The sequence below is a fragment of the Intestinimonas butyriciproducens genome (assembly GCF_016901775.1).
Taxonomy (GTDB): domain Bacteria; phylum Bacillota; class Clostridia; order Oscillospirales; family Butyricicoccaceae; genus Pseudobutyricicoccus.
In genome coordinates, this window is the sequence record NZ_JACJKW010000009.1 from 20,599 (window position 1) to 33,305 (window position 12,707).

General features: G+C 55.0%; 11 protein-coding genes and 1 pseudogene. 7 read left to right on the forward strand and 5 right to left on the reverse strand.

Annotation, left to right across the window (positions count from 1 at the left end):
* Positions 1-2: 2 nt before the first annotated feature.
* Complete coding sequence (gene typA, locus H6A25_RS06120) at positions 3-1,820, reverse strand: translational GTPase TypA (RefSeq protein WP_204751101.1); 1,818 nt, start codon at positions 1,818-1,820, stop codon at positions 3-5.
* Between the two features lie 262 nt (positions 1,821-2,082).
* Here typA and H6A25_RS06125 point away from each other — a divergent pair, with 262 nt between their 5' ends.
* From H6A25_RS06125 to H6A25_RS13170, 4 genes and pseudogenes are all read left to right on the forward strand, one after another.
* Positions 2,083-2,478, forward strand: a complete 396-nt coding sequence (locus tag H6A25_RS06125; protein ID WP_204751102.1) for a BlaI/MecI/CopY family transcriptional regulator — start codon at positions 2,083-2,085, stop codon at positions 2,476-2,478.
* Positions 2,479-2,741: 263 nt separating this feature from the next.
* The gene (locus tag H6A25_RS06130) at positions 2,742-4,073 is read left to right on the forward strand and encodes a S41 family peptidase (RefSeq protein ID WP_204751103.1); all 1,332 of its coding nucleotides are present in this window, start codon (positions 2,742-2,744) and stop codon (positions 4,071-4,073) included.
* Positions 4,074-4,206: 133 nt separating this feature from the next.
* Positions 4,207-4,866, forward strand: a pseudogene (locus H6A25_RS13165) (GTP-binding protein); the annotation flags it as partial.
* A 330-nt stretch (positions 4,867-5,196) separates the two neighbouring features.
* The gene (locus H6A25_RS13170; RefSeq protein ID WP_430651163.1) at positions 5,197-6,870 is read left to right on the forward strand and encodes an NYN domain-containing protein; all 1,674 of its coding nucleotides are present in this window, start codon (positions 5,197-5,199) and stop codon (positions 6,868-6,870) included.
* A 138-nt stretch (positions 6,871-7,008) separates the two neighbouring features.
* Here H6A25_RS13170 and H6A25_RS06140 read toward each other — a convergent pair whose 3' ends face one another.
* Positions 7,009-7,218: a hypothetical protein gene (locus H6A25_RS06140; protein WP_118426215.1), complete on the reverse strand. Its 210-nt coding sequence runs from the start codon at positions 7,216-7,218 to the stop codon at positions 7,009-7,011.
* A 30-nt stretch (positions 7,219-7,248) separates the two neighbouring features.
* A complete protein-coding gene (locus tag H6A25_RS06145) occupies positions 7,249-8,427 on the reverse strand; it encodes a nucleoside recognition domain-containing protein (RefSeq protein WP_204751105.1) in 1,179 nt (392 codons plus the stop codon).
* Positions 8,428-8,526: 99 nt separating this feature from the next.
* Here H6A25_RS06145 and H6A25_RS06150 point away from each other — a divergent pair, with 99 nt between their 5' ends.
* Genes H6A25_RS06150 through H6A25_RS06160 form a run of 3 tightly spaced genes read left to right on the forward strand, consistent with a single transcriptional unit; the run spans position 8,527 to position 11,060 of the window.
* A complete protein-coding gene (locus H6A25_RS06150) occupies positions 8,527-8,838 on the forward strand; it encodes a YabP/YqfC family sporulation protein (protein WP_204751106.1) in 312 nt (103 codons plus the stop codon).
* A 10-nt stretch (positions 8,839-8,848) separates the two neighbouring features.
* Entirely contained in the window at positions 8,849-10,063 is a 1,215-nt protein-coding gene (gene yqfD, locus H6A25_RS06155) for a sporulation protein YqfD (RefSeq protein ID WP_204751107.1), read from the forward strand.
* A complete protein-coding gene (locus H6A25_RS06160; protein WP_204751108.1) occupies positions 10,056-11,060 on the forward strand; it encodes a PhoH family protein in 1,005 nt (334 codons plus the stop codon). Before yqfD ends, H6A25_RS06160 begins: the two co-directional genes overlap by 8 nt.
* Before the next feature lie 44 nt (positions 11,061-11,104).
* Here the strand turns inward: H6A25_RS06160 and H6A25_RS06165 are convergent, their stop codons facing one another.
* The gene (locus tag H6A25_RS06165; RefSeq protein WP_204751109.1) at positions 11,105-12,316 is read right to left on the reverse strand and encodes a DUF2812 domain-containing protein; all 1,212 of its coding nucleotides are present in this window, start codon (positions 12,314-12,316) and stop codon (positions 11,105-11,107) included.
* The gene (locus H6A25_RS06170) at positions 12,313-12,633 is read right to left on the reverse strand and encodes a PadR family transcriptional regulator (RefSeq protein ID WP_204751110.1); all 321 of its coding nucleotides are present in this window, start codon (positions 12,631-12,633) and stop codon (positions 12,313-12,315) included. The genes H6A25_RS06165 and H6A25_RS06170 overlap by 4 nt, the downstream gene beginning before the upstream one ends.
* Positions 12,634-12,707 lie beyond the last annotated feature (74 nt).

Genomic DNA, 12,707 nt, shown 5'->3' on the forward strand with positions numbered 1-12,707 from the left:
GCTTATTTGTTTTTGCTGGCGGCCCGGAGACGCTGGGCCCGATCCAGTTCCCGCTTGCGGATACGCAGGCTCTTGGGGGTGACTTCCAAAAGCTCGTCATCGCTGAGAAATTCCAGGCTGGCGTCCAGGCTGAGAACGGTGGGAGGGGTCAGACGCAAAGCTTCGTCGCTGCCCGAAGCACGCATATTGGTGACATGCTTCTTTTTGCACACATTCACATCCAGGTCCTGGGATTTGGGGGAATACCCCACCACCATGCCGGCGTAGACCGGGGTGCCGGGGGTGATGAACAGAGTGCCCCGTTCCTGGGCATTGTAAAGGCCATAAGTCACCGCTTCGCCGGTTTCAAAGGCGATGAGGGAGCCGGTATTCCGACGGGCGATGTCTCCCTTGTAGGGCTCATAGCCGTGGAAAATGGTGTTCATGATGCCTTCGCCACGGGTGTCGGTGAGGAACTCGCTGCGATAGCCGAAGAGACCCCGGGAGGGGATGAGAAATTCCAGCCGTACCCGGCTGCCCTGGGGGGTCATATGGGTCATTTCCGCCTTGCGGGAGCCCATTTTTTCCATGACAGAGCCCAGAGCATCCTCGGGAATGTCGATGACCAGCTCTTCAATGGGCTCGCACTTGACCCCGTCGATGGTCTTGTAGAGCACCCGCGGGGGGCCTACCTGAAGCTCATATCCTTCCCGGCGCATATTTTCCACCAGAATGGACAGGTGCATTTCGCCCCGGCCCAGCACACGGAAGGCATCGGCTGTGTCGGTCTCTTCCACACGCAGGGATACATCCCGCAGCAGTTCCCGCATCAGACGGTCGCGGATCTGGCGGGAGGTGACAAATTTGCCTTCCCGACCGGCAAAGGGACTGTCGTTGACCGAAAAGACCATTTCCACAGTGGGTTCGGAGATCTTTACAAAAGGCACAGCTTCCACAGCGGCGGGGTCGCACACGGTGTTGCCGATGTTGATGCCGGCAATGCCGGAGAAGGCCACAATGTCTCCGCCGGTGGCCTGGGCCACAGGCACCCGCTGCAAGCCTTCAAACTGGTACATGGATACGATCTTGGCTTTGTAGGATACATCGGGATTGTGATAATCCACCACAGCCACTTCCTGGTTCTGGCGCAGCTGGCCCCGTTCAATGCGGCCAATGGCGATACGGCCCACATAGTCGTTATAGTCGATGGAGGAGACCAGCACCTTGGTGGGGCCTTCCACATATTCCGGAGCATCGATGTGGCTCAGGATAGTTTCAAACAAAGGCACCAGATCGCTGCCGGCGTCGTCGGGAGCCAGGGAGGCGGTGCCCTGACGGCCGGAACAGAAGATGACGGGGGATTCGATCTGCTCTTCTGTGGCGTCCAGATCCAGCAGCAGTTCCAGCACTTCGTCCACCACTTCCAGGGGACGGGCATCGGGGCGGTCTACCTTGTTGACCACAACGATGATCTTGTGGCCCAGTTCCAGCGCCTTTTGCAGGACAAAGCGGGTCTGGGGCATGGGGCCCTCAAAGGCGTCCACCAGCAAAAGGACGCCGTCCACCATTTTCAGCACCCGTTCCACTTCGCCGCCGAAGTCGGCGTGGCCGGGGGTGTCGATGATGTTGATCTTCACATCCTTATAGTGGACAGAGGTGTTCTTGGCCAGAATGGTGATGCCACGCTCCCGTTCGATGGCGTTGTTGTCCATCACCCGGTCCTGCACAGCCTGGTTTTCGCGGAAAGCGCCGCCCTGCTTGAGCATTTCGTCCACCAGGGTGGTTTTGCCGTGGTCGACATGGGCGATAATGGCGATGTTGCGCAAATCGTTTCTCAGCAAGTATGTCACTCCTCAAAAGAGAATAAAATCACAGAAAGGGCGGAGGATGTCCTCCGCGCCATTTTGACAAATTATTATATCACAGCTTCGGGGTGTTTGCATCCCTTTTTTCAAAAAAGTTCTCCAAATCTTTTGCAGGAAAGAGAAACTCGGTAATGGAAAATATTATTGAACAATAATGATTGACAGTTTCGCCTTGAGAAGGTATATTAAATAGTAAAAGAACTGTACAAAATAGGGATAGAAAAAGGATGAGACGAAAATGATGAGATTGACCAAAAGTGAAATGGAAATTATGACCGTTTTGTGGGAAGCGGATCATCCCCTGTCCCGGACAGAAATTCTGGAACATTCCAAGGAAAAGAGCTGGAAGGACAGCTCCATTCATATTCTGCTCAACAGTATGCTGGAAAAGGGCGCTGTGGAAGTGGCCGGATTTGAGAAAATGGGCAGCCATTATGGCCGGACTTATGCACCGGCTCTCAGTGAATCCCAGTATGCGGCCCAGCAGATCAAATCCATGTCTTCTTATAAAAAGTCCCAGGGCCAGGCTATGCGGTGTATTTTCAGTGCTCTGTTGGATGACAGCAATGTGGATGATGACACCCTTCGGGATCTGGAAAAAATGTTGCGGGATCGGCGCACGAAAAACAAGTAACCAATTTTTGCTTTGCACAAGTTGATCTTTCCTATATTGTAATCAAAGCCTCGCTGCGGTATTTCTGCGGCGAGGCTTTTGTTTTGCTTTTTTACATAAAATGAAAGGAAATTTTTCTCACATTCTGTCCATATTCAATATTTCCGAAATGTGATACAATGTTGAAAAATAGTTTAAATGTCTATTATACAAAAATAATTTAAGAAACGAAAAATTAAAAAACACAGATAAGAGAATGAAAATACGCCAAAGGAGGAATCGGGATGAATCAGAGAAAAAGAATGTGGAGTTTGCTGCTGGCCGGACTGGTTTTGCTGTCGGCCTGCCAGAAAAGCGATCCGGCCCCCAAGGAGGACACAGCACCGGAAAAGCAGGAGGAGGAGACTGATCAGAAGGCTTTTGACCCGGCCTCCTACACCAATGCCATGATGTTGGAAGACTATGATTTTTTCTGGACTACTCTGGAAGAGAATTGCGCCACATTGGGATTGATGGAAACAAAAAGGCCTTTGAAAATAGAGCAGCTGAAAGAAGAATACCGGGAGAGAGTGGCTGCGGTGCCGGATGGACAGGCGGAGACCTTTTTGCGCATTATGGATGATTTGAATGGAAAAATACGAACTTTTGCTCATATCCAGGCAGTCAGCCCCATTGTTTATCGCCGGTATCTGGATGGTGATGTATGGGAAAGCGACACCCAAGAAGAATTGTTTGCCTCACCATTGGTGCAGGGGTTTTACAGCTGGGCAGAGTCCCTTCCCAGCGTGAAGAAAGAACTGGAACAGGTGCAGGAGACGGAAACGGTGGAAGACAATAGCGATTACGCGTCCAATGTTCTTTTATCCCGGGAGGGAGACACGGCGATCATTCAGCTGAAAACGCTTGTGTTTTTTGGGGAGGAAGCAAACCAAGCTGTGATAAAAAACTTGAAAGATTTTTGCCTCGAGAACTTGGATGCGCAGGATTTTATCATCGATATCACTGGAAATTCCGGAGGCAACAGCCAGATCTGGGCGGAAGGCTTGGAGCCTTTGTGGGCTGGAAAGACATTCACTCATAGAGAAGTAGCAGCTTACAAACTGGGAGATGTCAATGTTCAGATGTGGGATGGTTGGCCGGAGAACGACCCGGATGTGGAATTGAAATCGGTTTCTGACCTGACTACCATGGACTATCCCAAGCTGGATATGGAATCTTTGAAGGGCTGCGATGGGGTGGCCATCAAGACTGTTGTGGATGATTACACCGATGTGGAGAACCCGGATGGAAAAGAATTTGAAGGTCGGATCTGGATTCTGATTGATGGAGGTGTGGCCTCGTCCTCGGAACTTTTGGTTCACTTTGCAAAAGGAAATGAGCCTTGCACTTTGGTAGGTACTCAAAGTGGAGGTTCGAGCGGCGGCATGACACCGCCCTATAATATGGATGCTGCGATGCCCAACTGCGGCATGTTGGTGCGGTACGATCCTTTCTATTTCATCAATGAAGATGGCGTTTGTTTGGACCTGGAAGGTACCCACCCGGATATCGAGATCGAGTCCGGTGAGACTGCTATGCAGCGGTGCTTGAAGGAGATCAAAAAGCTGCAAAAATAAGAAATATTCCTGCCGCCCGGTTCGGATGGACCGGGCGGTATTTGCTTGTTTACAAGATAACGATTGAAGAAAAGAAAAAAACCTGCCATAATAAAAAATAAAATGAGCGAAACATTGGAAGTGATAATATATTATGGATTCGGTTTGTATCGGGATCCTGGCCCATGTGGACGCGGGGAAAACCACTTTGTCGGAAGGAATGCTGTATCAAAGCGGCCAGTTGAAAAGGCTGGGGCGGGTGGATCACAAGGACGCGTTTCTGGACACCGAGGAACAGGAGCGGCAGCGGGGAATTACCATTTTTTCCAAGCAGGCGGTGCTTCAGCTGGGGGACAGGCCGGTAACTTTGCTGGATACCCCTGGTCATGTGGATTTTTCCAGTGAAATGGAGCGAGTGCTCAGTGTGCTGGATTATGCCGTGCTGGTCATCAGCGGCACCGATGGAGTGCAGAGCCACACCCGCACTCTATGGCGGCTTTTGCGCCGGTATCATATTCCCACATTTTTGTTTATCAATAAAATGGATTTGCCCGGTACTCACCGGCAAAGCCTGATGGAGCAGCTGCGCCGTCAGTTGGACGGCGGCTGTGTGGACTTTGATCCCCATCGTCCGCCGGAAGAGCTGTGGGAAGAAGCGGCAGTGTGCGATGAGGACGCAATGGCCGCCTATCTGGACAGCGGTTGTATGGAGACAGAGGATCTGTCCAGCCTGATTGCCCAGCGGAAGCTGTTTCCCTGTTATTTTGGGTCGGCTCTCCGGCTGCAGGGGGTGACGGAACTTCTGGAAGGGCTGGAGCGGTACACCGCCCCCCGGACCTATGGGCAGGAATTGGCCGCCCGGGTTTATAAAATCGGACGGGACCCCCAAGGCGCCCGCCTGACCTATCTGAAAGTGACAGGGGGTACTTTGCGGGTGAAGGCCCTTCTGTCCGGCAAAGGCCGGGCTGGGGAGGAACCATGGGAAGAGAAAGTGGATCAGATCCGCATTTATTCCGGCGCCCGGTACCGGACCGTAGATCAGGCTACGGCCGGGACGGTGTGCGCCGTTACCGGGTTGAGCCGCACATGGGCCGGAGAAGGTCTGGGGGTCGAAGCGGGAAGCCCCCTGCCGGTGCTGGAACCGGTGCTCACTTACCAGGTGATCCTGCCGCCGGATAAAGACCCCCATACTGCTCTGTCCCAGCTGCGTCAGCTGGAAGAAGAGGATCCCCAGCTTCATCTGGTATGGAATGAGCAGCTGCGGCAGATCCACATCCAACTGATGGGACAGGTGCAGCTGGAAATTCTGCAGAAGGTCATCGCTCAGCGTTTTTCTATGGAAGTGTCTTTCGGTCAGGGGAACATCGTATACAAAGAGACCATCGCAAACAAAGTGGAAGGAGTAGGACATTACGAGCCTCTGCGCCACTACGCCGAAGTCCATCTGATTCTGGAGCCGGGAGAGCGGGGCAGCGGCCTTTGTTTCGATGTCCAGTGCCCGGAAGAGGTGCTGGAGCGTTCCTGGCAGCGGCTGGTGCTCAGCCACCTGGAGGAAAAGACCCATCTGGGAGTGCTCACCGGCTCCCCCATTACCGATATGAAAATCACCCTGGTGGGAGGTCGGGCCCATGAAAAGCACACCGAAGGGGGCGATTTCCGTCAGGCAACCTATCGGGCGGTGCGGCAAGGGTTGATGCAGGCCGAAAGCGTGCTGCTGGAGCCTTGGTATGATCTGCGGCTGGAGCTGCCTCCCGGATCTGTGGGACGGGCCATGGCCGATATCCAGCGGATGGGCGGCGTGGTGTCGCCGCCGGAAAATCAGGGAGAAGAAGCCGTGCTTACCGGCCGGGCGCCGGTATCGGCCTTGGGGGATTACGCCGCCCAGGTGACGGCTTACACCAAAGGCCAGGGCCGCCTGTCTTTGGCATTGGGGGGATATGCTCCCTGCCACGATCAGCAGCAGGTGGTGGAGCAGATGGGTTACGATCCACAGAGGGATCTGGAAAACAGCCCGGATTCGGTGTTCTGTGCCCACGGAGCAGGGTTTGCCGTCAAATGGGATCAGGTACCGGAATATATGCACCTGCCCTCTTTTTTGGAAAAGAAGCGGGAGGAAACCGTAGAAGCAATTCCCGCCGCTCCGGCGGTTTCCCGGTATACCGGCTCTTTGGAAGAGGACAAAGAGCTGATGGCCATCTATGAGCGGACCTACGGGCCCATTCGCCGCCGGGATTTCGAAAGCCGGGCCAAAAAGCCGCCGGAGAAGTCAGAGCAGCCAGAGGAAGAAAAGCCAGCCATGCGGCAGACCCTTTCCGGTCCAGGGCTTTCCCGCCGGGAGGAATATCTGCTGGTGGACGGCTACAACATCATTTTTGCCTGGGACGAGCTGAAGACCATCGCCCAAAAGAGCATGGACACCGCACGGCAGATCCTGATGGATATCCTCAGCAATTACCAGGGCTACCGGGGAAACCATGTGATATTGGTTTTTGACGCCTATAAAGTGCCGGGGAATCTGGGAAGTGTCAGCCGGTATCATAACATCCATGTGGTCTATACCAAGGAAGCGGAGACGGCAGACAGCTATATTGAAAAAACCACCTATTCCATCGCCCGGCACCACAAGGTGCAGGTGGCCACTTCGGACAACCTGGAGCAGGTGATCATTCTGGGTCATGGTGCGCTGCGCATTTCCGCTGCTGAACTGCGCGCCCAGGTGGGACAAGTGAAGCAGCAGATCGACCAGATTCTGGAGGAGAGCCGCCGGGGAAAGAATCAGGCCCTGGGGCATGCTTTGGAAAAGGCCAGGGAAAAATAGAAGAGATAGAAAAGCCGCCCCAAAAGGCGGCTTTTCAGATTGTCGATAAACCGATGTGGCCAGAGGAAAGGGGTTTCTTTACCTCTTATTGATTCGCAAAAACTCGAAAAAGCCGCCCCAAAAGGCGGCTTTTTTCTTTTACAGTTCAAAATCTTCCTTGGTGAATTTTTTCTGGGAAGGGTTTGCAGGGGGGCGGGGGATGCGGCGCAATGGATCGTAGCGGTAATGGCGGCAGCAGAAATCAAAATCCACCGGGCCTTTCAGACTGCAAAGCACCAGCCGGTCATCCAGATCGGAGGAGTGCTCGCAAAAGGCGCAGCAGCGCTTAATCTCAGGGTCAAAAAGCATAGGCTTTTCCTCCTTCCGGTTTGTGTTATCCTACCCTGTCTTTTTTCTATTATACCGGCTTATGAGGGGTGTGACAATGGTTTTTCCCCATTTTCCTTTTCCCAGGCGGGTGAGAAACCAGAGGATCAGGCAAAGCAGGCTGGAAAAGAGAAAAATGGACAGGGGAGACAGGGAAGCGGGACCGGTCTGGAAGAGCAGACCGCCGGCTGCGGCAGTCTGGGCCGGAAGGCGCAGGGCGATAAAATAGGTAAACAGAGCAGACAGCACGCCATGGGTCATTTTCCCCAGAAAATAGGGGACGGCAGAAAGACCGCTGCTGGTCAAAAAAGACAGAGACTGGAAATGGACGCTGAGACCGCCGAAAGCCAGGAGAAAAGCGGCGGCAGAAAGGCGAAGGGGCAAGGCACCGGTCACTTCCGAAAGCCCCCAGATGCCGGTGGTCATTTCCAGGCACCCGGACAGAACCGGCGCGGCAAAATCCTGGGAGACTCCCAGTCTTTCCAATAGCGAGAGAAGAAATCCGGTGATACCCATCTGTTCCAGCAGGCCGATGCACAAACCGAAAAAGAGGACAAAGGCGCACACATTGAGCAAAGAGGACATGGATGAGGTGACGCTTTCCACCAATGCGTGGCTGAAGGGCATGGATTTTTCTGAGGAAAGGGGAGAAAGACGGCGGGGAGAGGAAGAACCATAAAAGCGGAAAATCAGGCCGGTGCAAAGGCTGGCCGCCACATGGCATCCCCAGAGCACAAGTCCGGCCTGGAGACTGTGGAAAACGGCCAGGCCCGCCACGCCCAGGATGAATGCCGGGCCGCAGTTGTTGCAAAATGCCAGAAGACGCTGGGTTTCCTCCCGGGAGCACAGTTTTTGTTCATAAAGGGCACAGGCGGTTTTGGCTCCCACAGGGTATCCACCCAGCAGTCCCAGGGCAAACACCGGGGCGCAGACGCCGGGAAGACGAAAGAGAACTTTCACCGGTTTTTCCAGCAGCCGCCCGCATTTGGCGGCAGCACCGGTGCGCACCATCAGCCCGGAAAATACGAAAAAGGGAAACAGGGAAGGAATGAGCACCTGGGCACAAAGAGAAAGCCCCTGGCGCAGGCTTTCCGAGGCCTCCCGGCCATAGCGCAAAAGGCCATAGGCAAAGAGGCACAGTCCCACATCGGGGAGAATGGAAAGAAGGGGGGAAAGAAGATTTTTTTTCATATCGGCTTCACCTCGCTGAGATATATGAAGGGGACAGGCAAAAATAGCACCTTTGGAGCATAGGAATAGGTGGCAGATAAACAAAAGCGGGGTGAATGGATGAAAAAGAAAAAATGGAAAAAGCCCCGGCCACGGCAGGAGAGCTTGCGGGAGTGCCTGGCCCGTGCAGCGGAAGAGCTGGAGCTGTCCGCTTCGACGGTGCTGGATATTCCGGAACTGGAATGCAGTCCACGGGAGGTGCTGCTGGAGCGCCACCATGGGGTGCTGGAATACACCGATGAGCGCATCCGGGTGGCAGCCCGGGATGTGACGGTGGAGATCCGGGGCATGGAACTGCGTCTGGGGGCTATGAGCCAGGGGGCGCTGCACATCCGGGGCCAGGTGGCCGCGGTGGAATTTATCCGATCGTGAGGGATGACTGATGCTTCTTGGGCTGATCAATTATGTGCGGGGCTGGGTACGGGTGGAGATCCGGGGAGCGGCCATTGAACGCTTCCTCAATCTCTGCGCTCAGAATGATATCGCCTTCTGGGATGTGCGCCGTCTGGCCCCCGATGTGGTGCAGGCCACCGTACACATCCAGGGATTCCGGCAGCTGCGCCATTTCACCCGGCGGATGATGTGTTCGGTGCACATCGTCAAAAAGAGGGGTGTGCCTTTTTACACCCATCGCTTGCTGCCCCGGGTGGCCTTGTGGGGCGGCGCTTTGGTGTGTGCCGGGGCTCTTTTGGCGGCTACCCGGTTTTTGTGGGTGGTGGATGTGACCGGCTGTGATCACACTCTCCAGGCCGAAGCTCTGCGTCTGGCCGAGGAAGCCGGTTTGCGTCCCGGCGTGGGGAAAAACAAGGTGGACAGCGAAGAAGTACGCAGCTATATCATGACAAACAGCGACAATTTTTCTTTTGTGGCGGTAAATATCAATGGAAGTCAGGCCCAGATTTTGGCCTATGGGCGGAAGGAGACACCGGAGATGGTGCCGGTGGATGAACCCTGCGATGTGGTGGCCGACAAGGACGGGATCATCGAGAGCATCCAGATCAAGGCCGGATTGGGAATGAAACAGGCGGGGGATACTGTGGTGCAGGGGGATATCCTGGTCACCGGCACCATGGTCAGCGCCCTGGAGGAAGTGTATGAGGTTCACGCAATGGCCGATGTGACGCTGCGCACCTGGCACACTCTGGAGCAGGTGATGCCTACAACGGTGCAGACAAAGGTACCCACCGGACGGGAAAAGGTGCGCCGTTTTCTGGTGATCGGCTCCCGGCGCATTCAGCTTTCTTTCGTTGAAAAGGAGCCTTTCCCGTGTTATGATATCATTATGGAAGAAAAGCAGCTGAAACTCACCGAAAACACCCCTCTTCCGGTGAAGCTGGTCACCGAGCGGTATGTGGAGTATACCCCAAAGGACTATGTTGTCACGCAGGAGACGGCGGAAAAGGTGATGGAGCAGCGCCTGGAGGAGTTATTGGAGCTGACCTTGCCGGAGGCCCAGGTGGAAAGCCGCCAGTTCCAATGCCAATATGAAGTCCCCTTTGCCCGGAGTTCTTTACAGGTGGAGTGCCGGGAGCAGGCGGGCGTTTTGCAGGAAGTATCGGGCATTTCCCGAAAAACAACGGAGGAAGGCAATGATTGAACAAACCATCAGCATTGAGCGCATGGAAGAGATCGTCAACTTGTTCGGCTCTTTTGATGAAAATATCCGGCTTTTGGAGCAGGAGTATCAGGTGAGCATCGTCTGCCGGGACGATCATCTGAAGATCTGCGGCGAACCCGACGGCGTACTGGGGGCACAGAATGCCATCACCGAGCTTCTGCGCCTGGCGGCCAAGGGCGAGCAGATCACCCCCCAGAATGTGAATTATGTGGTGTCCCTCATCAAGGACGGCCAGCAGGATAAGCTGAGCCAGATGGGTGGCGGGGTCATCTGCGTCACTGCAAAAGGCCGGCCCATCAAGGCCAAGACGGTGGGCCAGCAGACCTATGTGGACTGCATCGAAGAAAACACCATCACCCTGGGGGTGGGGCCCGCCGGCACCGGCAAGACCTATCTGGCGGTGGCCAAGGCGGTGGTGGCCTTCCGGGAAAAGGCCATCAACCGGATCATCCTCACCCGTCCGGCGGTGGAGGCCGGGGAAAAGCTGGGCTTTCTCCCGGGGGATCTGCAAAACAAGGTAGACCCCTATCTGCGCCCTCTTTATGACGCCCTGTTTGATATGCTGGGGCCGGAGACCTTCCAGCGGTATCTGGAGCGGGGCAGCATTGAAGTGGCTCCGCTGGCCTATATGCGTGGACGCACCCTGGACGATTCCTTTATCATTCTGGACGAGGCTCAGAACACCACGCCGGAACAGATGAAGATGTTCCTCACCCGTATGGGTTTCAATTCCAAGGTGGTCATCACCGGCGACATCACCCAGATCGACCTGCCCGATGGGAAAATGAGCGGTCTGAAGGAAGCCATGCGGGTGCTCAAAGGGGTGGAAGGCATCGGCCAGTGCACCTTGACGGCCCGGGATGTGGTGCGCCATGAGCTGGTGCAGAAGATCGTCACCGCCTATGCCAAGTACGAAGAGCAGAAGCAGAAAAGCCGGGAGGGCAAAGAGAAAAACCGGCGGGGATTCAAAAAATAAGAAAAAAGGGAAAGCGCAATCTGCGCTTTCCCTTTTGATTTTTGTTACCAGTTCAGGCTTTGGGCGAAAATAGGGGCCCATTCCGCCAAGGGCATGGTGTAACTGGGGGAAGTCTGGTAGAAGGACACTTTCAGCACGGTTTCTCCTTTCACCATCACCAGAGTGGGGAAAATGGCGGTGTAGCCTGTGACCGAGTCCACTCCCAATTCTGCGGCTGAGGGGGTGGAGAGGGCTTGGTAGTGGGAGGGGCCTTTTTTGTCATACCATTGCAGTTCTTTGGCCAGGAGCCGGGCCAGAAGCGGGGAAACGGTGTGATAATATTCCACATTGATGCCGCCCTGAAGGGTTTTTTCTTCATTTTTTACCGTTCCTGTCTGGCCAAATTCAATAAAGGAAGGGGCCAGCCAGGAAGAGCGGAGGGTGACTTCATTGCCAAAGCCCATATCTCTCAAGGTGAACTGACCCTGGGGCAGCAGGTCGGCCATGGTGGCAAAGGGCACGGGCTCTTTAAAATCCGCAAGGGACACGGTATCCGCTTTGTCGGTATCCCGCTGCCAGGCCGTCAGCACCAATCCGATCCACACAGCCAGCAGGGTAAGAAAAACACCTTTTGCGGCAAAATGCCGCCGGGCGGATTTTTTCCAGTCCTTGTGGTAGTTTGCGGGCAGGCCCTCTTGCAAACGGCGGCTCAGCTTCCGCAGATGGAAAAATTCCCGCAAGGGAGAAAAAATCGTCCACAGGATCAGCAGATGGCCCAGAAGGAAAATGGGAGCGCCCAGGTGAATGGCCCCTCGGAGAATGCCCCCTTTCATGGAGAAAAGGGGATAGATGACCAGCCAGAAAAATGTGGGAAACAGAGTCTGGCGCTGGCGGCGGCGCACCTTTTCCAAGGCCAGGGCCTGGACCTGGGGATCGGTGTTCAATTCAGCGGCCTGGGGGTCGTCGGTGGCAAAGATATAGAAATCTCCCCGGCTGGCGATATACTCCCATCCGGCCAGGCGGCTCAGTTCTTCCGCCTCTTCATCGGGGCGGTCCTGATCGGAAAACAGGCCGGTGGGGTGAGGGGCGGCTTCCAGACGGTAACGGCGCTGTTTTCCCTCTCCCCGGCGGAAGGAGGCAAAACCAAAGAGAAAGCCGTCTTTTTCCAGAAACAGACCTTCTTCCGCCAGATCGGAAAGCCAGCTTTCGGTGCCTTCGATGTCATAGGCCGGACAAGGGGGCAGACGGTATGCGGTAGAGCGTGGGCTTCTTTTCATGGCAGAAAACCTCCTTCGCTTTGGGCATCTGCCAGGCAGCGGCGCAGCCGCTCCACTTCCTCCAGATAGGCCGCACGGCCTTTGGGGGTGATCCGGTAGGTGCGCTTGCGTCCTTCCACCTGGCTGGGAGAGAGATACCCTTCTTTTTCAAACTTGGCCAGCAGAGTGTACAGGGTGGCCGGTCCCAAGCGGAAGCGGCCGCCGGTCTTTTCTTCCACAAAGGCCGCCACTTCCGCCCCGCATTTTTCCTCCCGCCAAAAGGCCATGAGCACATAAAACATGGACTCGGTGAGAATCTCCAGGGACTTTTTCGGCATGGGCTCACCTCCTGATATCGTCAAACGATATCGTTTGACGATATTATAATATTTGGGGATGGTTCTGTCAATAT